23 protein-coding genes, 1 tRNA gene and 1 riboswitch are annotated in these 25338 nt (G+C 26.1%); of the genes, 12 read left to right on the forward strand and 12 right to left on the reverse strand.

Annotated features, from left to right (window positions below; translation table 4 throughout):
- Position 1: 1 nt before the first annotated feature.
- The gene (locus FRW55_RS02335) at positions 2–898 is read left to right on the forward strand and encodes an SPFH domain-containing protein (protein ID WP_146368570.1); all 897 of its coding nucleotides are present in this window, start codon (positions 2–4) and stop codon (positions 896–898) included.
- A 57-nt stretch (positions 899–955) separates the two neighbouring features.
- Here the strand turns inward: FRW55_RS02335 and whiA are convergent, their stop codons facing one another.
- The gene (gene whiA / locus FRW55_RS02340; protein WP_146368571.1) at positions 956–1789 is read right to left on the reverse strand and encodes a DNA-binding protein WhiA; all 834 of its coding nucleotides are present in this window, start codon (positions 1787–1789) and stop codon (positions 956–958) included.
- 72 nt (positions 1790–1861) lie between these two features.
- Between whiA and FRW55_RS02345 the strand changes: the two genes are divergently transcribed.
- Entirely contained in the window at positions 1862–2437 is a 576-nt protein-coding gene (locus FRW55_RS02345; RefSeq protein WP_146308430.1) for a thymidine kinase, read from the forward strand.
- Positions 2438–2459: 22 nt separating this feature from the next.
- Here the strand turns inward: FRW55_RS02345 and FRW55_RS02350 are convergent, their stop codons facing one another.
- Complete coding sequence (locus FRW55_RS02350; RefSeq protein ID WP_146368572.1) at positions 2460–7937, reverse strand: phosphatidylinositol-specific phospholipase C domain-containing protein; 5478 nt, start codon at positions 7935–7937, stop codon at positions 2460–2462.
- A 79-nt stretch (positions 7938–8016) separates the two neighbouring features.
- On the opposite strand from FRW55_RS02350, the gene FRW55_RS02355 reads away from it, so the two are divergent.
- From FRW55_RS02355 to FRW55_RS02370, 4 genes are read left to right on the forward strand one after another with little or no spacing between them, the layout of a single operon-like run.
- Positions 8017–8646 carry a ribonuclease HII gene (locus tag FRW55_RS02355; protein ID WP_146368573.1) on the forward strand — a complete coding sequence of 210 codons (630 nt, stop codon included), beginning with the start codon at positions 8017–8019 and terminating at the stop codon, positions 8644–8646.
- A 40-nt stretch (positions 8647–8686) separates the two neighbouring features.
- Positions 8687–9499, forward strand: a complete 813-nt coding sequence (locus FRW55_RS02360) for an energy-coupling factor transporter ATPase (protein WP_146367437.1) — start codon at positions 8687–8689, stop codon at positions 9497–9499.
- A complete protein-coding gene (locus FRW55_RS02365; RefSeq protein WP_146368574.1) occupies positions 9475–10386 on the forward strand; it encodes an energy-coupling factor transporter ATPase in 912 nt (303 codons plus the stop codon). The genes FRW55_RS02360 and FRW55_RS02365 overlap by 25 nt, the downstream gene beginning before the upstream one ends.
- Entirely contained in the window at positions 10379–11296 is a 918-nt protein-coding gene (locus FRW55_RS02370) for an energy-coupling factor transporter transmembrane component T family protein (protein WP_146368575.1), read from the forward strand. Before FRW55_RS02365 ends, FRW55_RS02370 begins: the two co-directional genes overlap by 8 nt.
- A 53-nt stretch (positions 11297–11349) precedes the next feature.
- Here the strand turns inward: FRW55_RS02370 and rnhC are convergent, their stop codons facing one another.
- The 10 genes from rnhC to FRW55_RS02420 form a co-directional block, all read right to left on the reverse strand.
- A complete protein-coding gene (gene rnhC, locus FRW55_RS02375; RefSeq protein ID WP_146368576.1) occupies positions 11350–12036 on the reverse strand; it encodes a ribonuclease HIII in 687 nt (228 codons plus the stop codon).
- Positions 12036–12956, reverse strand: a complete 921-nt coding sequence (locus FRW55_RS02380) for a Cof-type HAD-IIB family hydrolase (RefSeq protein WP_201798398.1) — start codon at positions 12954–12956, stop codon at positions 12036–12038. Before FRW55_RS02380 ends, rnhC begins: the two co-directional genes overlap by 1 nt.
- A gap of 118 nt (positions 12957–13074) precedes the next feature.
- Positions 13075–13151, reverse strand: a tRNA-Ile gene (locus FRW55_RS02385).
- A 56-nt stretch (positions 13152–13207) separates the two neighbouring features.
- Positions 13208–13603, reverse strand: coding sequence for a 30S ribosomal protein S9 (rpsI, locus tag FRW55_RS02390; RefSeq protein WP_146368577.1), 396 nt, complete (start codon positions 13601–13603; stop codon positions 13208–13210).
- Between the two features lie 2 nt (positions 13604–13605).
- Complete coding sequence (rplM, locus tag FRW55_RS02395) at positions 13606–14040, reverse strand: 50S ribosomal protein L13 (RefSeq protein WP_146308414.1); 435 nt, start codon at positions 14038–14040, stop codon at positions 13606–13608.
- A 222-nt stretch (positions 14041–14262) separates the two neighbouring features.
- Positions 14263–15474: a cation:proton antiporter gene (locus FRW55_RS02400; protein WP_146368578.1), complete on the reverse strand. Its 1212-nt coding sequence runs from the start codon at positions 15472–15474 to the stop codon at positions 14263–14265.
- A 34-nt stretch (positions 15475–15508) separates the two neighbouring features.
- Positions 15509–15583: riboswitch (Fluoride riboswitch) on the reverse strand.
- 23 nt (positions 15584–15606) lie between these two features.
- Positions 15607–16779: a Cof-type HAD-IIB family hydrolase gene (locus tag FRW55_RS02405; RefSeq protein WP_146368579.1), complete on the reverse strand. Its 1173-nt coding sequence runs from the start codon at positions 16777–16779 to the stop codon at positions 15607–15609.
- Position 16780: 1 nt separating this feature from the next.
- Entirely contained in the window at positions 16781–17698 is a 918-nt protein-coding gene (locus FRW55_RS02410) for an ROK family protein (protein WP_146368580.1), read from the reverse strand.
- A 112-nt stretch (positions 17699–17810) separates the two neighbouring features.
- Positions 17811–18455, reverse strand: coding sequence for a hypothetical protein (locus FRW55_RS02415; RefSeq protein WP_146368581.1), 645 nt, complete (start codon positions 18453–18455; stop codon positions 17811–17813).
- Positions 18456–18679: 224 nt separating this feature from the next.
- Positions 18680–19522 carry a restriction endonuclease gene (locus tag FRW55_RS02420; protein WP_146368582.1) on the reverse strand — a complete coding sequence of 281 codons (843 nt, stop codon included), beginning with the start codon at positions 19520–19522 and terminating at the stop codon, positions 18680–18682.
- 539 nt (positions 19523–20061) lie between these two features.
- On the opposite strand from FRW55_RS02420, the gene secG reads away from it, so the two are divergent.
- The 6 genes from secG (at position 20062) to rpmG (ending at position 25338) form a co-directional block, all read left to right on the forward strand.
- Positions 20062–20292 carry a preprotein translocase subunit SecG gene (secG, locus tag FRW55_RS02425; RefSeq protein ID WP_146368583.1) on the forward strand — a complete coding sequence of 77 codons (231 nt, stop codon included), beginning with the start codon at positions 20062–20064 and terminating at the stop codon, positions 20290–20292.
- A 4-nt stretch (positions 20293–20296) separates the two neighbouring features.
- Positions 20297–22498: a ribonuclease R gene (gene rnr / locus FRW55_RS02430; protein WP_146368584.1), complete on the forward strand. Its 2202-nt coding sequence runs from the start codon at positions 20297–20299 to the stop codon at positions 22496–22498.
- Between the two features lies 1 nt (position 22499).
- Positions 22500–23291 (forward strand): tRNA1(Val) (adenine(37)-N6)-methyltransferase, encoded by a 792-nt coding sequence (locus FRW55_RS02435; protein ID WP_146368585.1) that lies wholly within the window; start codon positions 22500–22502, stop codon positions 23289–23291.
- Positions 23284–24819 (forward strand): methionine--tRNA ligase, encoded by a 1536-nt coding sequence (metG, locus tag FRW55_RS02440; RefSeq protein ID WP_146368586.1) that lies wholly within the window; start codon positions 23284–23286, stop codon positions 24817–24819. The genes FRW55_RS02435 and metG overlap by 8 nt, the downstream gene beginning before the upstream one ends.
- Positions 24820–24827: 8 nt before the next feature.
- Complete coding sequence (locus tag FRW55_RS02445) at positions 24828–25112, forward strand: antibiotic biosynthesis monooxygenase (RefSeq protein ID WP_146368587.1); 285 nt, start codon at positions 24828–24830, stop codon at positions 25110–25112.
- A gap of 76 nt (positions 25113–25188) precedes the next feature.
- On the forward strand, positions 25189–25338 hold the full coding sequence (rpmG, locus tag FRW55_RS02450; protein ID WP_146308392.1) for a 50S ribosomal protein L33: 150 nt from the start codon (positions 25189–25191) through the stop codon (positions 25336–25338).

Raw genomic sequence — 25338 nt, forward strand, 5'->3', positions numbered from 1 at the left:
AATGAATCCAACATATACAGCATTATTTGTTTTAGTGATAGTTATTATTGTTTTAATTCTATTAGCATTATCACTTTCTATTAAAATCGTTCCACAAACTTCATTCTATGTTATTGAAAGATTTGGAGTTTATAAAAAAGTTTGAAATAGTGGAATTCATGTAAAAATTCCTTTCATTGACAGAGTAGCTTTAAAAGGAAACTACAAAGAAAAAGTATCTGATTATGAACCTCAAGATGTTATTACAAAAGATAACGTTTTAATTACTGTTGATACAGTAGTTTTCTATCAAATTACAGATGCTAAATTGTATACATATGGAGCCGAAAACCCTAATTTAGCTCTTGAAAAATTATCTGCAACAACACTTAGAAACTTACTTGGTGAATTAGATTTAGATCACACTCTTACTTCAAGGGAAATTGTTAATAATAAATTAACTTCTATTCTTGATGAGGCTTCTGATGCGTGAGGAATCAAAGTAAATAGAGTTGAAGTTAAGAATATTACTCCACCAAAAGATGTTCAAAAAGCTATGGAAAAACAAATGCAAGCTGAACGTGAAAAAAGAGCAAACATTCTTGAAGCTGAAGGACGTAAAGAAGCAAGTATTAAAATTGCCGAAGGTAAAAGTAAAGCTTTAATTCTTGAGGCAGAAGCTCATAAGGAAGCTAAAATCCTCAAAGCCCAAGCTGAAAGAGAAGCGATAGAGCTTATTACTTCAGCAAAAATTACACCTGAATATCTTAAATACCAGTCAATCGAAGGATTAAAAACTCTTGCAGATGGAAATGCAACAAAAATCATTATTCCACCTAATCTTGCAGACATTGCTTCAACTATGAGTGTAGCAGCTGAAATGTTTAACGATTCTAAAGTTGAAAAAGTTGAAAAATAAAAATTAGTCAGTCTTAAGACTGACTTTTTGTTATTTATTTTAAACTCTTAATTTTACTTATTTATAATTATCATAAACAGATTTAAGTTTGTTAATTCAATGGTTTAATCCACCTTTGGAGATGAATATGTTATATTCATTTTCTAATATTTCAGAAATATTTTGCAATGAAAGTTCAGGGTGCTCTAATTTTATATTGAAGAAAACTAATTGATTTTGATTAAAATAACCTTCTAAATTATTTTCAAAAATGAAATTAATCATTTTAATATGATTTATTGATGATTTAGCTACTTTAGTCAAATTTGAGAAATCGATATTATTAACTCTATTAATTGTATTTTCTAAATCACGTTCAATTTTTACATCTTGAAGAGAAAAATATGCTTTTTTTGCTTCAATAGCAAGTAAAAACTCACAAATTTTGTCAATTTTTTTTATATATGCAGTAAATTTATTGTTTCTATTTAAAATATGAAAATCAAAATCATATGAATTTAGTTTTTCAATTAAAACGTTCATATTTTTTTCGTAATAACAACTAAATTCCAAATGATAAGAAGTGCTATTTTTATTAAAACAACTTCCACTAGAAAAGAAAACACCAGCAAAATAACTTGAAGGATAATTGATTGACTCATTTTTAAAATATTTTTTATTAATTGATAATTTAGTGTTTTGGACAGTAAATTCTATTTTAATAATCTTTAGTAAATTTATTATTTTTTCTAAATATATTTTATTTCTAATTATACAAACGTACTCATCATCAATTATTTTTGCACCCGAGAATATAAATCCTTTGATGAAAGATTTAATATTTTTAGGTAATTTTTGATTATCAATTATTTCAAGTTTAATCTCTTGTGCAAAGCTGAATTCTTTTTTCATAACACATTAAATTTTATTAGATTTTGCAAAAATAAATTTTATAATTAAATTACATATTTGAAAAGAGGAACGATGTTTTTGAAATATCCTGATGGAACTTTAGAAGTAATTACTGGCCCTATGTTTGCTGGTAAAACAGAAGAATTATTAAAACGAATAAATATTCTAAGTATTGCTAAAATCAATACATTAATTATAAAACCTAGATTTGATACAAGATTTTCGTTTGACAATATTGTAAGTAGAAATGGTAAATTTGTAAAAGCTATAAATATTGAAAAACCTAGTGAAATTTTGGAACACTTTGACAAATCATTTAAATCAGTAGCAATTGACGAAGTTCACTTTTTTGATGATGAAATCATAGATGTTATAAATAAACTTACAAATAATGGTGTAAGAGTTATTGTTAGTGGTTTAGATATGGATTACATGATGAGACCATTTGGTGTTGTTCCTAAATTATTAGCTATCGCGGATGAGGTTTCAAAATTAAAATCTGTTTGCGTTGTTTGTCACTCTGCTGCTGCATTTTCTTTTAGAAAAGATAATTCAACAGAAATTAGATTACTAGGCGATAATGAATATGAAGCTCGTTGCAGACATTGCCATGTTTTAGGTACAAAAATAAAAAAAGGTAGATTATAAAACCATAGTTTTAAACTATGGTCTATTTTTTAAATTTTCTTAATAAGTTTTTAAATCATCCATTCTTAACTCCAAAAAATGTAGAAACAGAAATGAATAATAAGCTTGCAAATCCTGCAATAATACCAACTAGAATTTTTACTTTATTACCTTCAACATTTTTAGAAATTGAAGGTATTTCAGAATTGATATTTTCATCGTTTTTATTTGTTTCATCAGAAACAGCAGGTGTTTCTGGAGTATTGTTTTCTTTCGAATCTTCAGATGTTGAAGGTTGTTCTAATGAACTTTCACTGTCGGAATCATCAGAAGGTGTTTCAACATCTTTATTAGGTTCTTCTATTTCATCTTTTTGATCTTCACTATCAGGATTTATTGGTTTTTCTGGAGTATTGTTTTCTTCCGAATCTTCGGATGTTGAAGGTTGTTCTAATGAACTTTCACTGTCGGAATCATCAGAAGGTGTTTCAACATCATTATTAGGTTCTTCTATTTCATCTTTTTGATCTTCACTATCAGGATTTATTGGTTTTTCTGTAGTATTGTTTTCTTCCGAATCTTCGGATGTTGAAGGTTGTTCTAATGAACTTTCACTGTCGGAATCATCAGAAGGTGTTTCAACATCATTATTAGGCTCTTCTATTTCATCTTTTTGATCTTCACTATCAGGATTTATTGGTTTTTCTGGAGTAGATAAATCATTATTTTCTGATTCATTATTACTTTCGGGTTTTTCGACATCCCCATCATTATCAGTGTTTATATTTCCATTCGAGTTTTCAGAATTCTCTGGAATTTCAGGAATAACCGGATCAAAGGTTTCATTATTTTCAGGTATTTCTACGCCCACATTATCATCACTGCTTACATTCTCGTTCAAACTTTCTTCTTTATCTGGTTCAACAGGAATTATTGGATTGCTTGGTTCGCTAACCGCAGGTTCATTTACTGTAATACGCAAATTCAAATAAATATTATTTTTTTGTCCTTTAATTATATAAAATTGTTCACTTAGCTCAAAACCTTCTGGAATAAACTGTTTATAATCAAAATTTTCAAAATCATTCGACTTGATTTCAATAACATCACCAATTATATGTTCAATTTCTTGATTATTTTCTTCATTTGTTTCTTTGTAAATAAAATAAATATAGGTTGTTTTTTCAATTGGTTTAGCAGGTTTTAACGGAATTATAGGAATAATATTTGGAACATGAATTCTAGAATTTCTTAAATTATTTATATACATTGCCAAGTTATCGGTGTCAAAATTACTTTTAAGATATTCTATAGAATTTGTTAAGACAATTTCGTATTTCTCTTTTTCTTTTTGATTTAATTTATCATAATCTTGAGTGTTTTTAAAATCTTTATCATATTCGATTTCGTAAACTAATTCGTCAAATTTTTTCTTTACTTCTAATAATTCATTATAGATTTTATCTAATTTTTCAACATTAAGTTCTACATTAATTCGATTAACAAAATTATCCCTAAAAGTATAAGTTATATAATTTACATTGAATTCACTTAATGTTTTATTAATATTACTTATTACGTTAACCTTATTGTAAATTTCATTTCACTTACTATTCGCGGATGTTAAATTATTTATATCATCAGAGTTTAATTCTGTTTTGAATTTTTCAATCACATCAACGAATAATGTAATATTATTTTCTGTTAAATATTTATTTTTTTCTCTCTTAAATAAAATTAATTTAACATTCCCATTTAATTTCAGATGACTTTTGTTATATTTTTGGATTACGTTGTTAAAGTATTCATCATTAAAATTATTCTGGTTACTTAAAATTGAATCGATTTCTGTAATTTGTAAATTGTATTCATTTTTGATTTCATCATCAGCATCAATGTAATTGTAATCAGACAATACTTTTAAACTATTGTCCTTAATTTCTCTCAATTTATTAAGGCTATTTATGAATTTTTCGACTTTGCTTCTATAATAACTAAGTTCATTAATATCTTGGTATTCTTTTGCAACTTTAATAATATCATTACGAGTTGAATTATTTAAAATGGTTTCATTATTAACAATATTTAAAACTTGATTTAATAATTCATTGAAACGAAAATCACCATTAAGATTATTAATTGAATTATTCAACATTTTAAGTTGGTTATTGATTAAGTTAATATCAATTTCATTTACTAATAAGGATGCATTTTCTAGACTAGATTCAAACTCTTTTTTAAGAGATGGATCGGCATTTTTATAATTCCAGCTTGTTTTAATGTTATTTGTACTATTAACTTTATTTCTTAATTCTGTTATAACTTCATTAAGCGGTGTTAAAACAACATTATAGAAATTATCATACTCTAAATCATCAATTATTTCATCTTTTAAGTTAATTAATTTAACACTCAATTCAGAATTTTCATTGTAAATTGGAATGTCGTTTAATTTTTGAACTTTAATTTTTGAATTATTAATTTTATTTTCAATTAAAACTAAATCATTTATATATGAAGTATTATTTAAACTTGCTAAATATGTCCTTTTTTGCTTTTTGCTAATATTTGAAATGTTTAAAATATTTCTTGTCGATTCCAATTTTTTATCAAAATAGTCATATTTTACAAATTGACTCTCAGAACCCTTATACTGATTGATTATTTCAGTTAATTCTTCATTTGTACCAATTTCAGAAAGAGTATTAATTGAATTTACTACTAATTTAATTGATTTTTCATAATCATTTTTAGTTTCTTGATCAACATTATATGGTTCTATGATTATTTCTTCAAATTGTTTTAAACCCAAAACTTTTAATCATCTTTGTGACAATGATTTGAGTTCAATTATTAAATCTTCCATTTTTTTGGCTTTTTCAAGTAATATTTGATTTAATTTAGTTTCAGAAACACTTAATAAAAGTTCATTCTTAATTAATTCGCTAGCTTTAAATCCAGTTAAATTATAGTTATTTAACAACCCTAATTTTTGTGTATTTAAAGTATTACATTCACTAATTAATGAATTAATTTCTTCAACAGTTCTTGTTTTTTCAAGTTTAACTAAATAATCTGCTTTGATATATTTTATAATTCCATTATTTAGTCTTAAATCAGACATAACTTTTCTTTTAAATTCTTCAAATTCAAGATTTTTTTGGTAAATTGAATCTATAGTTTCATTTAAAATAGTAATTTTATTAGATATATAATCAGGATCAATAGCATTTTCCTCTAAATAACCTTCATTAAATAATTCGCTCAAGCTAGAATAATCTATTTTCAATTTATTAATTAATTCTTGGTCAACATTATTAAATCAACTTTGTTTAATCAACTCATCATATTTAACAAATACATTATCGATTTTTTCTTTTACAAGAACTAAATTTCCAATTCTTGTTCCTAAAACAGCTATATCTATGGTTAAGCTGTTTGCATATTCATTAAAAAGTTTTTGAATTAACTTTACTTGATTATTAAAAAGTTTAGAAATTTTTTCTTTGTCATATGCTGAAATGACATTTTTAAAATGATCTAATTCAGATTTAATTTTATTATTTAATATAAAACCATTAGACTCTAAATTTGAAACATTTTTATCACTTAAAGATTTATTGAAGTGATTAATTATTTCACTTTGTTTGTTTTTAAGTGAAGTAAAAATATTTGAATAATCTAGTCAATTAAAAGGGTTATTAGTTTTAAAAAATTCTTCTATATTTATTCAACTACTATTAATTTTTTTGAATATGTTAAAAAACTCTTTATTAAACTCAAATTCATTATTTAACTTTTCTAAAGTAATATTTGACTTACTAAAGTCAAAAGAATTTTGAACTATTGTATTTATATTTTTCAATATAATTTCAACATTTTGTTTGATTTGTTCTATTATTTGTTCACTAAATATATTGTTAATTAAACTTAAACTTCCATTAAATATTTCAACTTCATTCAATAAACTCGAAACTAAACTCATATCATTTAATAATTTATTTGACTCGGCTCCAATAGAGCTTACTAAATTAATATTTTCAAGGTTAGCTATTTTTCTAGTATACAAATTCTCCAATTTAGATAGATAAAGTTGTTGAATAAGTTCTCTAATTTTATTTTTAATACTTGAATCTTCAATATTATTAAGAGCATTAATGATTTTACTTTTAGTTGTTTCAATTGTTGAAATATAAGGTGGATATGGTTCGACTGTTTTCTCAGAAGTTATTACATTATACTTACGTTCAGGATAATAAATATTTCCTTGTATTAATTTATACGATTCAATCTTAATTTTTTGACCATAAACTAATTTTTCAGAATTAGGTAAGGTTATTACTTTAGAGTTATTTGGTACACTATACTTCTTTAATTTCAATACACCATCAATATATAAATCAACATAAGTATTTTGACTAAAATCAGAACTAAAATTTATTTTATTAGTGTAATCATAAGCATAATTTATATTAAAAGTTGTGTTGTTTTTTCCTAAAACACCTCTTGAAATTTCTTCATCGCTAATATAGTAATTAGATTTCACAACTCTATGAACTAGTGAATCTCCTGGGTAGTCAAAAATCAATACTCCAAGTTTATTAAAATCTTTTGCTTCGGTATTTAAATAGTTTAATACTTTTTTATTCATTGGACTTGAAGTGTCTCAGATTCTTTTGCCGGCAGCACGACTGACAAAATTCATATAAATATTATTACCATTTTTTTGCTTTTCAGCACTTTGAATAAATTCCTTTATAAATTCGAATTTTATACCTTCTTCAAAATCATAAAAATCTTGAGCAGACATTTTGTTAAATGGACTATTTCATAATGTTCCAAATCTAATATCCTCTGAAATATTATGGTGCATATGATTATAAACAAAGATTTTTCCCCTCAATTCATTTAAAGTTGGATTGAGATCTAATCTTTTTTCAGTGTTTTTGAACATATAAGGGAGATATTTTTCATTAGACAAAGTAGATTCAAAACGTTCTCTCATTTTTCTAACAAAATCTAGATTAGGATTACTTGGAGTACTTATATCTTCATCCTTAACCCTAAAGATGATAGTTTCTTTAGGATGTTGCTTCAAAAAATCAACCATAGCATCTAGAAAAGTAGATAAACTTTGACCATTAGCAAATGTTCTACCGTGTTTTATTCACATTTCATCATTAACTCTAATATCAAAAAATCTAATTCCTTGTTTTAGTTGTTGAGATCAATTTAGAGATTGAGTTTTAGCTCAAGCTTTACCAAAGAAATAAGCTGGGCCAGTACCATCAAACATACCTGAATCATGAGTTCCAGGTATACTTAAATCTCCGAGTTTTTTTCAACCTGGAACAGAAGACATTCAATCATTTAAATTCAATTTTGTTGAATTGTAATAATATGAATGAGTGTCATTTGCATCAGTGTAAGATACATTTTGTTCAACAATAACTGAAGAAGCAATTAATGGTGTTAATAAAGAAATAGGTGTTAATGCTAAAATTGATTTTTTATACTTCATATTTCTCCTTTTTTCAGAATCGTAAAAAAATTATATGATTTTTTAAAATAGTTAAAAAGTAAAATATAATAATTTGTAAATGAACAAAATTGAAGCAGAATTATGAAATGAATTTAACTCAATAATAGGTGTAGATGAAGTTGGAAGGGGATGTATTGCTGGTCCGCTTGTTGTAGCGAGTGTAATATTCCCTAAAAATTATTCTAATAGTCAAATAAATGACTCTAAAAAATTAACTAAAAGCAAACGTGAAATACTTTTTCAACAAATAATTAATGATTGTTTATATTACAAAATAATTTTTATCGATGTAGAAAAAGTTGAAGAATTAAATCCCAAACAAGCATCGATAATCGGTATGAGGGAAGTTATTAAACCTTTTTTAGGTGAAGTAGATTTAATTTTAACTGATTTTGAAAAAGTTAATTTAGCTACTAATAAAATAAAAGAAATAAATCTAGTTAAAGGTGATAGCAAATCAATTACAATTGCAGCAGCAAGTATTCTAGCGAAAGTTTCTAGAGATAATTTTATGATTGAAAACTCAAAAAAATATCCGGAATTTAATTGAGAAAGTAATTATGGTTATGGTACAAAAAGCCACATTGATGCAATTAAAAAATATGGATACACCAAAATGCATAGAAAAACTTTTGAACCTATAAAATCTATGATAAAAGAAAATATTATAACAAAATACAATTCTTAAAATTAGGGCGGCTTTTAATAATATTGGTATAATAATAACTATGATTGAATTAAAAAATGTTACTTTTGGATATAATAGCTCATTACCACCAGTGTTAAAAGATGTTTCTTTTAAAATTGAAAGCGGTCAATATGTTGCTATTTTAGGGCACAATGGTTCAGGTAAAAGTACTTTATCTAAAATTATGTCTGCTTTAATTAAACCTAACAGTGGAAGTGTTAGCGTAGATGGGATTGAATACTCACGCGAAAATAAAAAGAAAATTCGTGAAAAAGTGGGTATTATTTTTCAAAATCCTGATAGTCAGTTTATTGGTTCAACTGTTGAAGATGACATTGCTTTTGGGTTAGAAAATAATCAAATTCCAACTAGCGAAATGAGAAGTCTTGTTGAAAAATATGCAGAAAAAGTCGGAATGATCAAATTTTTAGATAGAGAACCTGAGTTTCTTAGTGGTGGTCAGAAACAAAGGGTTGCAATCGCTTCAGTTCTTGCGTTAAACCCCGAAATAATTATTTTTGACGAAGTAACATCAATGCTTGATCCTAAAGGTAAATCTATGGTTCTTCAAATTATCAAAGAACTACAAGCGACAAGAAAAAAAACTCTAATTTCAATCACTCATGATATGGATGAAGCTATTTTAGCTGATTATTGTCTTGTTTTTAGTCAAGGACAATTGATTGCGCAAGGTTCACCTAAAGAAATATTAAGTAACAATCACATTATCGAATTAGCTAAAATTGATTCACCTTTTATTTTTAAATTAAGTCAAAAACTTAATGGAGTTGAACCAACATACAATGAAAAGGAGTTAATTAATCAACTATGCAAATTAAAATTAAAGAATTAACTCACATTTTCAATAAAAAAACCCCTTTAGTTTTTAAGGCTTTAGATAATGTTTCAACAACTATTGAACAAGGTGAATATGTTGGAATTATAGGTCAAACCGGTTCTGGAAAAACTACTTTTATCGAACATCTTAATGCTTTATTACTTCCTGATGGCGGAACTATTGATTGAGTTTTTACCAATACCAAGTATGATAAAAAATTAAAAAAGGATGTTTCTTTTATTGACACAATAACAGTGCATTCCAAGACTAAATCTAGACAAGTTAAAAAATCAAAATCATTAAGAAAAAGAGTTGGTGTTGTATTTCAATTTGCTGAATATCAATTATTCAAAGATAAAATTTGCGATGATATTGCTTTTGGTCCTATCTCTTTTGGGATGTCTAAACAAGAAGCTTATAAAAAAGCTGAAGAATATCTCGAATTAGTTGGGCTTCCTAAAGAATATATGAACAGATCGCCTTTTGAACTTTCTGGTGGACAAAAAAGAAGAGTTGCAATTGCTGGAATATTAGCGATGGAACCTGATTTTCTAGTTGTGGATGAACCAACCGCTGGTTTGGATCCAGTTGGAGTCAAGGAGATTTTAGAAATTTTTACTAAATTACATCAACAAGGTAAAACAATCATAAATGTATCCCATGACATGGATAATATTTTAAGTCATTCAAAAAGATGCATTTTATTTAAGTCGGGGAAAATTATGCGTGATGACGATACTTATGAAGTTTTAAGAGATACTAAATTTTTATTAGAAAATGATATGCAACCTCCAAAATTATTTCAATTCATTGATAAATTAGATGAAGTTGGAATTAAAGTTCCTAAAGTTAAAAATCTTGAAGAACTAGTGGAATACTTGAATGGAGGTAAAAATGAATAGTCTCTTTGGTCGTTATATTCCTGGAAATTCCTTCATGCATAGAATTGACCCAAGAATAAAAATATTATTTTTAATTCTTTACTTCGTATTACTATTCATTTCAAGTTATTTAATCGATCTTATAATTTTAACTGTCCCAGTTGTTTTGGTTTTCATGATTGCTAACAAGAGAATTTGGTCAACGATTAAATTAGTAAAGTTACCCTTCATAATTTCAATATTTATTTTTGCAATCAACGTTTATTCCATTAAATACGCGGAATTCGGAACTTTTAATGAAATTACAAACACTTGAGAATTCACTAATATCATCACAAAATATCCTGATTTTAAAGTCTTAATTTGACCTGCAAAGGGTTTTGCGATTACTTATGAAACAATCACTTTATCGATTTCGTTATTTATAAGAGTTTATATAATGATTTTATTAACATCCTTATTAACCAACACAACCAAACCTGTTTTATTAACCAAAGGAATTGAAGGATTGTTATATCCATTGAAATTTATCGGTGTTAAAGTGCATATTTTCGCTATGATTATTTCAATTGCATTAAGATTTATTCCTACTTTACTTGACGAAGCTAATAGAATTATGAAAGCTCAATCAAGTCGTGGTGTAGATTTTAAAAATGGTAAGTTAAAGGAAAAAGTTGTTTCTATGACTACTTTAATTATCCCTATTTTCGTTTCTGCATTTAATAAAGCAGAAGAATTGAGTAATGCAATGGAAACCAGAGGATATGATCCTTATGCTAAAAGAACAAACTACAGAGTATTAAAAATTACTTGAATTGATTTTACAGTTTTAATGATTATTATCATTTTGCTAACATTCGTGATATTAAACAAGTTCGAAACTGTTTGAACATTACCTGAATGATACACTTTATATACACGAATTGGTTAAATCAACAATATGTTGATTTTTTTATTTTAAAAAAGAAAAAGAGCAATTATGCTCTAGATCTTAAAGTTTAATTTGCATACACTTCTTAAGTCTTTTTCACCATGTATTTGTACAAATTCTTTAACTTTTGCCTTTACTTCGTCATTAGCTCCTAAAGGAAATGTAAAATTCCATTCCTTTTCTTGTTCTTTCATATATTCTAGTAACTTATATCTTGCTATTATTGAAGCAGCAGCAACTGAAATATGAATATTTTCGGCTTTAGTGATTAATAAAACATCAGAATCCACATCTTCTAATTCAGCTCAATTATCTTTAACCATAATCTGATTATGATATTTTAATATAGATTTTGTCGTTGAGTATTTATCTATTATTATTAAATCTGGTTTAATCTTTAATTTACTTAATAGCAGATTAGTTGCCTTGATATGGGTGAAAAATTTCAATTCGTTTACATTATATTTTTTTGTCAGTGAATTATAACCATTTTGGGAAAGTTTATATACACTTGACTTAACTAGATTCATAATTTGCGGAGCTAGTTTAATTATTTGGATATCACTTAATTTTTTAGAATCCTTTACACCTAGTCGCTTTAATTTATCAATATTTTCCTTTGGTACATATGCAGAACAAGAAATTAATGGAGTAAAATAGTCTCCAACTCCAGTTTCGTCTATACCTATAATATAATCTTGTTCTAAATTTACATCATTAATTGATTCATAATATTTCATTAGTCTTCTATCATTGTGTTATTCATTGCAATTTTCTTTTCCATACTTTTTCTTATTTCTTTTTCTGGATTATCTAAGAATTTATTAATGTATCAACCAACTCCACCTTCTTTATTAGTTTTATTGATTCTAATTGTTGCATATTTTTTAACACTTTTTTCAGCATTACTCATTGCAACAGAAACATTAGCTACCTTAAACATAGGTACATCGTTAAATCCATCACCAATTGCAATAGTATGTTTTATGTCGATATCATAATATCTAATCAACATACTTAAAGCTTTACCTTTATTTGAAGTTATATTTGTCATATCAAAAACTGGAGAAAGTCCATCACCTTTTGATCAATATGAGAATTCAGCTAGATCTCCATAACGAGTTTTTAAATAAGTTCTGAGTTCTTCGACATTTGTTGTAGTTTTAACATCAAAAATAATTCCAGTAGGCATTAAAGGAATTTTGTGTAGATTAATTCCTTCTCTAAATTTAGTTGTAGAAGTAAATCCGAAAACTTTTTCTAAAGTTTCATCACGTGTTTGAAGCTGAACTCAATCAGGACCTTCAAAGGCAATGTTAGTAACTTCATTTTTTACTTTTTCATCTCCTAAAATATATAAAGCTTCATTAAGATTTAAATATTTTACATAAGGTATAAATGAATCGTCATGTGGGTGATGAATGTGTGCTCCATTATAGTTTCCCACAACCGTGTCTAAACCTAATTCTTCATAAATAAATTTTGTACTTCTTCAAGGTCTTCCGGTTAGGATACATACAATATGACCTTCATCTCTAGCCCTTTTGATAGCAGCAAGTGTTTGATCATGAATTTCACATGTTTCACTTGATTGAAGAGTGGTTCCATCAAGGTCGATAGCAAATAAAAAACGATCTTTTTTAATATTTTCTTGGTTCATTTTTTCTCCTTTTTGTGTAAATGTTTAAAAATTATATATTATTTTTACATTTTTACAAATTGTGGAAAAACTGGAAATAAAAAATAGCCAGAAGGCTATCTTGGTCAACTTAATGAAATGGTGCGAACGAATGGACTTGAACCATCGACCTCACGATTATCAGTCGTGTGCTCTAACCAGCTGAGCTACGCTCGCAAATGTATACCTATTATACCATAAAAATGGAAAATAGATATAAAATTATTTGAAAATTAACGTTTAGAGAATTGTCTTGCACGACGAGCTGCACGAAGACCTGGTTTTTTACGTTCTTTAGCACGTGCATCTCTTGTTAACATACCAGCAGCTTTTAATTTTCCACGGTAATCTTCGCTAGCTTCAAGTAATGCTCTAGCAATACCAAGACGAATAGCACCAGCTTGACCATTTAATCCACCACCAGCAACTTTAACACTAACATCAAATTGTCCAACTGTTTCTGTGAAAACAAATGGTTGGTTAGCATCTTTTAAATATAAATCAGATGTTAAATATTCTAAAGCTTCACGACCATTGATAACAAATTTACCTTTTCCTGGTCTTAAAATAACACGAGCTACTGAAGATTTTCTTCTTCCTAATCCACGATATTCTAATGATTTAGCCATAATTATTTAACCTCAATTCTAACTGGTTGTTGTGCTTCATGTTTGTGTTCTGGTCCTGCGTAAACAAATAGATTGCGACGTTGTTTGTCACCTAATTTTGTGTGTGGAATCATTCCGTGAACTGCTTTTTCAACTAATGCAGTTGGTTTTTTAGCTCTTAATTTAGCTGCAGTGATTGATTTTAATCCACCCATGTATCCTGAGTGTGAGTAGTAAACTTTATCATCTTCTTTTTTAGCTGTTAAAACAACTTTTTCAGCGTTTACAACAATAACATAATCACCCATATCAGCATTAGGTGTGAATGTTGGTTTGTTTTTTCCTCTTAAAATTGTAGCAACTTGAGCTGCTAAACGTCCAAGAACTTGACCTTCAGCATCAATTACAAATCACTTTTTATCAGCTTTTTCTTTATTAACTATTGTAGTTTGTCTCATAGCTTCTCCTTTACGTTAATTTTAAATTCAATAAGTGTATTTTTTAAATGCTTTAGAATTATACCATAAAAATTTTTTTAAATAAAAAACATAGCAATGGTAAAAAACTGCACATAAATTATTAATTTACATGTAATAAATATTAATGTAAATGTTCTTTAATTCTACACTATTTTTAATATATTGAAATTTTTTGTATATTTATTATTTATATTTTAAATTTTATTTTTTAGTTTTATTAGTCAATAATAACTTTTTATAACTAATATCTATTAAAAATGCAAAAATAGGTGCAGTTAATAAAATACTTAAAATTGATGTAGATAAAATAATACCATTTGGATCAACTCCATTATTTTGAGCAACAGCACCTATTGACGCTTGCACAGTTGCTTTTGGCATAAATGATAATACGCAAAACATTTTTTCTTTGAAATTTAGGTTTGTTTTAATAAAGCATAAATAAACTGCTATTGCTCTAAAAATCAAACCAATAAATATGGTTAATAACATTTGTAATGCATTTAAATTCAATGTTTTGATTTGTAATTTAGTCCCAACTAGAACAAATAGAATAATTTCAAAAACTATTCATAAATTATTGAAAGTATCACTAATTTCTTTAACTCCTTCTCTATTTATTATGAATATTGTTATATTAAAAACTAAAACTGAAATAAGAGCATTATAACTAAAAAAACTTAAATTTACCGAACTAATTAAGTACTCAAAATATAAAAACAAGACATTTAATCCAAAAATTAAGATTACTTTAAATATAGTTTGACTTACTAAAAATTTAAATAATTTACCAACAAAGAAACCAAAGACTATACCAATAACTATTCCAGTAATCAAACTGGTCGGAATTTTTAGTAAACTTAAAGCTGAAAAATTATTGCTAGTTGCAATATTTAAAAAACAATAAAAAAGAACTATTACATAAATATCATCAAAAGAAGCACCAGCAAGAATTACTTGTGGTATTTGTTTAGATGTACCGATGCTTTTATTTATTAAATTAATCATTCTTGGTGAAACAACTGCGGGTGAAACTGCAGCCAAAACTGCTCCGAGCATCGCAGATTGAATAAAACTTATATTTAATAAATAATGTCCCACAAGAGTTACTGATACTATTTCAAAAGTTGCAGGTAAAAAGCACATCAGAATTGCACTATGACCAATCTTTAGTAATTTTTTAACATCTAAATTCAATCCACTTCTAGTTAAAATAATCACCAGTGCCATCTGTCTAAGTTGATCTGAAAGATTTAACATTTGTTCACTAATTAAATTTAAGACATATGGACCAACAACAATTCCAAATAATATCATTCCTGCCAGTCCAGGAATTTTAATTTTTGATAGAAATCAACCAATTATAAAACCGGGAAGAATTATTAATCCTAAAGAAAATATAAATCCACTCATTTTTACTCCTTAAAATAAAAACATCTACGACAAAAAAGTCGTAGACGTCATCAGCATTAAAATGCGGTTTGTTTAATCCAACAGGGAGAACATCATTCCCATTTACAATTTTACAACTATTTATATTATTTACTAGTTTTTTAAATTTATACTAGAGTATTTTTCAATGAAATCACTTATTCAAGATTCATCATTACTTTTAGCTTGTAGAACAGCTGCATTTTTTACTTCACTTGAAGCTTCTTTCATTGCTACCGAGAATTTAGTAACATCAAAATTACTAATATCATTGTCAGCATCACCAAATGAAATTGTTCTATTAATATCCAGATTTAATTCTTTTAGTAGGAATTTTAATCCATTACCTTTAGATGCTTTTTTACTTTGAATATCAACCATATTTCATTGAGATTGAACAATGTATGAATCCTTACATTCACTTACAAAATCGAAAACTGAATTTAATATTTTTTGTGAATTACTTGTTGTAATAATTAAGAATTTAGTTACATCATAATTATCCAATTCATCCATAAAATAACCTTCTTGATAAAGCTCTGGAATTCTATTTTTATAATTTGCTCTTTCGAAGAAATCTGTTTTATTTGTATTATTTCCCAAAATACCTACAGTTGTATAAACTAAAAATTCGTATTCCAATTCATATAAAAATCTGTAAATTAATTTAGCTTCATCTTTTGGAATTGACTCAAAATGCAACATTTTGTGATTTTTATGATCATAAATCATTGACCCATTACCACTAATTATCGGTAAGTCAGTTCCTATGTGTGGCAATCAATCAAAAGCAGTATAATGTGGACGTCCTGTAGCAACGATAATATTTTTATTCAAACTTTTAAGTTTAGCAAAAGCTTCTGAATTTTCTTTACTTACCTCACCTTTAGAGTTTAAACTAGTCCCATCCATATCAAAAACAAAAGTATCTACTAAATCAAAACTAAAATTTACTACATTAAAATGAATTGCTAATACACCTCATTCAACTTGTTTTTCAGCTGAATAAAAATAAAGCATATCATCAGGATTAGCCTCTTCAGCACTTTCATAACCAAGCAAAATTGGATCTTCATTTTTATATAACTCATCAAAATTTTTATATTTATGAATTTTTGTAATTTCAATTAATTGAGTATCTTTATTGTCATCGATATTTTCAAGTTTAAGAATCATCCCAACTTTTAAACTATGTCTACGGGGATCATTTAGACGCATTTCGATGGTCTTTTTACCTTCTTTAATTTTTTTAAGAAACTTTTCTTGAACAAATAATTTCCTCATCATACTAACCTCTCTTATTTTCAGCAAATTTAGATTTAATTAAATAATTTAAACCAAATAATGCTGAATCATCACCATTTTTGTCAAATACGAATCTAACTGAATTAAATTGATTTTCTTCAGTTCAACTTTTTGCTCTTTGAATTGCTTCTTCAACAAATCATTTATTAAATTCAGTAACTGAACCACCAAAAGAAATTAAATTTGGATTTACAAAAGCAATCGAAATTGAAATTAGTCTTGCTAGAACCTCGATTCCTTCTGAAATTATTTTATAGGCAACACTGTCGTTTTTTGCTAAGTAAGCTTCACAAATTTCTTTAGTTGACTTTTTAATATTTGTAGCTTTTTCATATCTAAGAGCAAATCCAGTTCCTGAACAAAATAATTCAAGTGAATATTCTGGTAAATGAAATCCAGGTTCAGAAATAGGAGCGATTGGAGCTCTGGCTATTTCTTGAGCTAAGTATTTTGAACCGGTAAAAATCTTGTTCTTTATAACTAAACCAGCTCCTAAACCGGTTGAAATAGTGAAAAATTGAGTTATATCTTTTTCTCCTTGGTTAAATTCAACATGATTAGAAAGTGCCATAACATTAGCATCATTTTCAAAAGCAATTTCAAGTACTTTTGAATTTTCTAAGATATATTTTTTGATATCTTTACCATTTCAACCTTGTAAATTAGGACTAGTTAAAATTATTCCATTTTCATAATCCGCAGGGCCAGGAATGCATAACCCAACTCCAGAAATATTATACTCATCAAGCAAGTTACAAATTTTATCTAAGGTTTCTTTATAATCATTTTGATTAGTTGAGAATTTTATTTTTTTAATGATTTTATCATTCTCAAAAATCGCAAATCTTGTGTTTGTACCACCAATATCAATTGAGGCAAATTTTAAGCTATTATTTTTCATATTTAAATTTTATATTAATAAAAGTTTTTTGTTAGTTTTATAAAAACTAAATTAAATGAAAAAAATTAAACAAAAAGCCGACCTGGAAGTCGACTAGATTTCTTTTTGCTAACTAAATTTTAGGAAATGTACTTTTTAACTTCAATTCTGATTTATTTAGATTTTTTCTTTCTTGTTTAATGACCTTTATCGACTTTATTATATAAGTTTCATAATTAAAACTTGGAGAAGAAATTCTACATAGCTCAAAATTTACATTAAATTTTTTATTTTCACTCAACTTTATTTTAGGTATGCACATAAAGAAACTGTTATCGTCATTATAATATAATTCAATTTCATTTAGAGAATTATTTAGAATACAATTAATAAAGTTCACAAAAATAATAATTCTTTCCACTAAAAAATTAAAAAAATCTACAGACTTATATTTCTTAACAATATCTTTACTTAATTTATTAAAATTATTAATCATTAATTTAAGCAAATCATCATATTTTGACTTCCCACTAATTATTTCTTTAATGAATATTTGCAAATAAGAAAAATTAAAATTATTTACATTCTTTAGTTGCTTTCAATAGTGGATTCCTAACATATGCGGAATATTATCTCTTTTAATTTGTATAAGTATATCTTTATTAAGAGTATTAGATTTTCAATATGTATTTATCTTTTTGTGACCTTCATTACTATAAAATTTTTCTAGAATTTCTCTAAGTAATTTTACATACAAAACAAATTCTTTATTATTCATAATTCATATTTTTTTAAAAAAAATGATGGGTTCATTTGCTCACAACAGCCCCCCATCTCTATAAGAAAGCAACCTTAATTTTATTAACGTGTGGCAATGCTCGCAAGTCGGTTGTGCCACTTATCCATTGAAATAAAATATTCCAATAATCACACAGTTATATTTTAACAAATTCTTTATCAATATTCAAATTATTCATATAACAATTGTTTCCTAGTTTAAACTTATAATTCTAGATGGTCGATCCTTTTCTTTTCTTCATTAAATTTATATACTATTTTCTTTAATTGTTTAAGATTTTTCTCTTGATTAATGCAAGGACAATATTTTTTATCATCTCAAAGTATTTTTTTAAATTCGATATCTTTATTTACTGTAATTTTTTTCGATTCTTCTAACATTTTTTTAAATTGTTCTGTAGGTTCAAGGTTAGATATAAAAATCCTTTTAATGTGGCGGTCAAAAATTTTGCATTTTTCTTTTTCGTTTTTAAATCACACTTCACACATTACAAAAAAATTATTCAAATCTTTTTTACGAGGTTTAGTTGATCTATGATTTTTACATTGTATTAAATGAACAGATTTGCCATTATTTTCTCAAATTATCAAGTCAATTCCATTATCATTCTTCCCTTGTAAACCATTTCAATAGACAGTTCACTTTTCTGGATCGTATGTATTTAGTATTTGATGTTCATATGCAATCCCTTTATTAAGGTTATTATAGTAACTATCATTGTACTTTGTTTTACTATTCAATACATTTTTAAGAGATTTAATTATTTTGTTTTTTTCAGAGATTTCTCTTTCATAATTTAATTTATAATTTTTGTTTTCGTTTATTAGATCATCTATATTATTATTTAATTCAGCAATTTTTGAATTCAAATTATCACTTAATTTTTTATGTGTTGATAAATCTTCATGAAGTTTCTTATTTGAAATTGATAAGACAGAATTTTGAGTTGTAATATTAAAAAAATTTTCTTTCAAGATTTTTGATTCTTTATTTGCTCTTAAATATATATAAATATCAGAAATAATAAATGAAAACGGAATTAACATACTGAAAAAATAACAAACAGAAACAAACCAATTAAAAATTAATAAACAATATATAGTCAAAAATAAATGCGAAATAATAAAAACAAAAGCAATTATAGTCGATATTAATATAAATGAAATTTTAGACGTTAAATCTTTATTATTTATTCTTAATTCAATGAAAAAATAAACATATAAAATTGAAATAATTAATGAAACTGCGAAATGAACTCAAATCAAATATTTTGTTCTATGAAACTTATTAATTCACTTTGTATTATCCATATTTCTCAACCTTAATTATTAAAATTATATATGTTAATTTATTATTAAAACTATCTTTTTAAAAAACATCAACTTCATTTTATTCATTAACGAATAATTTCTGTGTCTAGACACACTTTTTATTCGTGAACTAAATTAACAAACTAATGCAACCTGAATAATACACAAAAATACTAAACTTTAAATAAAAAAGTCTTATATATAATATAAATAAATAAGTAATTTTGATATGACTAAAAAAGTGTAAAATTTAAAAATACTTAAAGGGGAGGAAAATGTTAATTTTAACTATCGTTTTATTAATTATTTCAGTGATCATCATAATAATTTCATTTATTATGTCACCTGATTCTAATGCCTTTTCTGGAGCTTTAGTTGGTTCTGGAGATTTAGAGTTATTTAAAACATCAAAGGAGAGAGGATTTAAGAAAATTCTTAAATATTCAATGTTTGCTTTTGGTATTGTTTTACTTTTAGCAAGCATTTTAATTAGAATTTTCTTATAGTTTTATGGATAAAAAAAATATTAAGACTGAAATTTTTGATGTAATTAACAAATTCGGACCTATAAATTTTGTTCAACTTGTAAGGAAATTAAAGTTATTACCTAATGAAAATAAAAATGTGAGCATTTCCTTAATTGAACTTGAAAATGAACATAAAGTATTTAAAAATTGAGATGGTGAATATTACAGTCCGATTTTACATGATGAGTTTGATGGTGTATTAAAAATCAATAATTCAGGAAAATTTGGTTTTGTTACTGAATTAAATGAAAATGAATTGATACCGGTTGAAGAACTCAGAGATTGTTTTGTTGCAAAATATTTCTTTAATACCGCATTGCACGATGATTTTGTTCATGTTAAAGTATTTTACGAAGACAAAACTAAAGAAAAAACTTTTGGTGTAATAACCAAAATTATTGAACGTAAAACAACTGAATTGATCGGTTTTTTAGTTTCGAAAAATTCTTTTGTTGATTTTAAACCACTTGATAATAAATATAACAATGCTAAATATCGTATCAATGATCTTAAGGTTAATGCCAAAATTAATGATTTAGTGGTTGCTAGAGTGTCAAGAATTCAAAATGAATTTATTTATGTAACTATTGAAGAAATTATCACAAATAAAACAGACCCAAAAGTCTTTTTTAAAGCTTTTTTAGAAAAAGTTAAAGTACCAAAGGAGTTTAATTCTAATATGACTCCTGAATTAAAAGAAATTCCACAAACAATAGAAAATGAAAATCTTGATGGAAGAGTTGATTTAAGAAATGAACTAATTGTTACTATTGATGGTGATGATACTAAAGATTTTGACGATGCTATAAATGTTAAAAAATTAGAAAATGGGAATTTTTTACTTGGAGTTCACATAGCTGATGTTTCATATTATGTAACTGAAAACTCCGAAATAGACAAAGAAGCCTTAAAAAGAGGAACAAGCATTTATCTAGCTGATAGAGTTATCCCTATGTTGCCTTTTGAACTTTCTAATGGAATTTGTTCATTGAATCCTCATGAAGACAGGTTTGCAATTAGTGCATTAATGGAAATTGATGATAAAGGAAATAACATCAAAACTGAAATTTTTCCTTCAATAATTCAAAGTAAATATCGACTAACTTACAAACAAGTTAATAAATTCTTGGACCAACAAGATTTATTAAATAATGATCAAGAATTAACTGATATGATTAATCTTTCATATGAGTTATCAAAAATTTTACATGAGTATAAAACAAATCAAGGTTATATCGATTTTGAAATTGATGAACCTAAAATTTATTTAAATGAAGATGGTACAGTTAAAGATATTATTGTTGCTGAAAGAGGTGTTTCTGAAGTACTAATTGAAGATTTTATGGTACGTGCTAACGAACAAGTTGCAGAATTTTTGACTAAAAGAAAATTACCAGTAATGTACCGTGTTCACGATGCACCAGATGATGAAAAACTCACAAATTTAGAAAATGTTTTATCTGTTTTAGACATTCCATTTAAAAAACCACAAGGAATTTTAGATCCAATTAAATTTGCTCAAATTGCTACTGAAATTAAAGAATATAAATACGATGAATTTATTAAACTTTTATTCTTAAGAACAATGCAAAAAGCAAAATATACTTCAATTAATATTGGTCACTTCGGATTAGCAAGTAAATTTTATTGCCACTTTACAAGTCCAATTCGTAGATATCCAGATTTAATGATTCACAGAATTTTAAGAGAATTAGTATTTAACAAAAATACTGAAAAATTAAGTCATTTCAATGAAATAATTGAAGGTATTGCAAACCAAAACTCTTCAATGGAGCAATCTAGTGTTGACATTGAACGTAATTCTAATGATCTTTTCTATGCTGAATACTTCAAAAATAAAATTGGTCAAAAATTCCATGCACAAATTATTAGTGTTACTAAATTTGGAATGTTTATTGAATTTCCTAATAAAACTGATGCTTTAATTCATAAAAGCACCTTACTTGATGGTGAATATGAAGCAAATGAAACTATGACTGTTATTGGTTCAAGCAACAGAAAATTCAAAATTGGACAATTTGTTGACGTTATAGTTACTGGAGTTGACTTAGTCGAAGGTAAAGTTGATGCAGTTTTAGAAGAATTTTATGCTGAATTCTTGAATAATGAGAAAAATAAAAAGAATTTTAGAAGTGTAAAGAGTGAACAAATAAGAAAGAATTAAAATGACAAATATAGACAAAAATTGAGAAATTAATTCACTAGGTTTTGATTCAAATTTATACGTTTACCAAGATAAAACTATGTTTAATTATTCTGTTGACACTATCTTATTAGGAAACTTTGTTCAATTAAACAATAAAACTTCTAATTTGCTTGAAATAGGAACTAATAACGGCGCTTTATCAATTTTTTTAGCAGCAAGACACAGAAATATGCAAATTACGGCCTTAGAAATTCAATCTAAGGCTTGTGAATTAGCTAAAATTAATATAGCTAAAAACAATATGGAAGAACAAATAAATGTTGTAAATCAAGATTTCAATGTTTTTTGAAAAGAATGAAATAAAACTGTTAACAAAAAATTTCAAGTTATTGTATGTAACCCTCCTTTTTATCCATATGATAAAACTAAAGCTAGCAGTAAAATTTCTGTCGAGAAATTAATCGCAACACATGAAATACATCTTAATTTGGAACAAATTATTAAAGGTTCTTCGAAATTATTAGAACAAAAGGGATATTTAAATTTAGTCATTCCTGTCGAAAGACTTGTCGACTGTTTTCAATACATGCGAAACTATAACATAGAACCAAAAAGAGTTCAATTTATCATACCTAGAATTCAAGATAAACCAAAACTAGTCTTAATTGAGGGTAGAATGAATGCTGGTTGAGGAGTTCACTTCTTACCAAATTTATATTTACATAGTTCTGAAGATAAAAATTCACATGAATATTTACCAGAAATAAAAGAATTGTATAAACCAAAAATAGTAGGAGAGAATAATGAATAAAAAAACTTGCTATATAACTACACCAATTTACTATGCATCAGGTAATTTACACATCGGACACCTTTACACAACCACTGTGGCATGAACTCTTGCTAATTACAAAAAACTTCAAGGTTATGATGTTAAATTAATCACTGGTTCTGATGAACATGGTCAAAAAATTTACGAAAAGGCATTAGAACAAAAACTAAGTCCACAAGAATTTGTTGATCAAAAATCAGAGTTATTCAAAAAACTTTGAAATGATTTTAAAATTGATATAGATTTTATCAGAACAACTGATAAAAAACATGAAGAAGTGGTTAATAAAATTTTTGACTTTTTTGTTGAACAAGAACTAATTTACAAAGATAAATATGATGGTTTATACTCAGTTAGTGATGAAGAATTTCTAACTCCAACTCAAGCAGTTCTTAAAGATGACGGTAATTATTATCACCCTGAAAGCGGACATAAATTAATTAATGTTTCAGAAGAAAGTTATTTCTTTAAAATGAACCAATTTAACCAATGAATCATTGATTATATTGAACAAAACCCTGAATTTTTAGCTCCTAAAAAATCAGTTAATGAAATGAAAAATAACTTCTTAAAAAATCTTAATAATCTTTCAGTTACTAGAACTAATGTAGACTGAGGAATTAAGTCAAATAAGGATCCAAAACACACTATTTATGTATGACTAGATGCTTTATGCAGCTACATTACTGCTATTGGTTTTGATTTTGAGAATTCTAGCGAAGAATTTAATAAATTTTGAAATAATGGAGATGAAATCATACATCTTCTTGGTAAGGAAATTGCAAGATTCCACTTTGTATACTGACCAATTTTTATTAAAGGTTTAAATCTACGTCAACCAAGTAAGATTCAAAGCCATGGATGAATTGTTACTCCAACAGGAAAAATGAGTAAATCGAAAAATAATGTTATTGATCCATATGATCTTCTAAATAAATACCATCATGAAATGATTAAATATTACTTCACTAGTCAAATTGCATTAGGTGAAGATGGTGTTTATGATGAACAAAGATTTAAAGATGTTATCAATTCTGATTTAATTAATAATTACGGAAATTTAGTTTCTCGTACTTTAACCATGATTTCTAATTCGTTTGATAAACCACTTAAATACAACAAAGTTGACGAAGAAATTCACAATGAAATTGAAAATAAAATAGTTCAAAGCAAAAGTAAATACATCCAATATTTTGATGAATTGGAAATTGATAAAGCACTTAAAGTTGCGATTGAACTTTCAAGTGATTTGAATAAATACATCGATTTAACTAAACCTTGAACACTTAAGGAAGAAAAAGTTGAATTAGAAAAGGTGCTTATTAGACTTTTAAATGGAATTTATGCAGTTTCAACATATATTTCAGTTGTGTTACCAGAAAAAATCCACGAAGTTTCACAACAACTTGATAATATAGAATTTTCACTTAAAAACATTGAAAATTTCTCTAAATTTGATAATATACATACGGAAAGAAAATTTATTTTCTTTGAAAGATTAAAATAGGAGACTAAATGATATACTCTAAAGCTACTAAATATATTGTAAAAGAGGAAAAATTAAAAGGTTTTGTTGACTATTTATACGTTTTTGTTAAAAAAGCGAGAATGGAAACACAAAATTTATCTTTTGAATATGGACTCAACCAAACTAAAGAAATAATTGTTCTTGAAAGATGAAGTTCTCAAAATGATTCTGAAAATTTTGAGAAAAAAGAAGAAATTAAAAGAGAACTTGACACTTTAGCCAAAATGGCAACAAAAATTGAGTTAATTTACTCTTTAGATACAATTAGATAGTTTTTGAATTTTTATATCCAAAACGACTCAAAATAAAAATACATAATGAGTTATTTTTTATATAATTAAATAACATATGAGCAAACAAAAAATTACACTTTCTTGTTCAATTTGTAGAAGAAAAAATTACCAAACTAATAAAAGCAATGGTAATGATGAACGTGTTGTAATCAACAAACATTGTCCAAATTGCAAGACACATACAGAGCATAGAGAAGAGAAATAA

This window comes from Mycoplasma anserisalpingitidis, from assembly GCF_007859615.1.
Taxonomy (GTDB): Bacteria; Bacillota_I; Bacilli_A; order Mycoplasmatales; family Metamycoplasmataceae; genus Mycoplasmopsis; species Mycoplasmopsis anserisalpingitidis.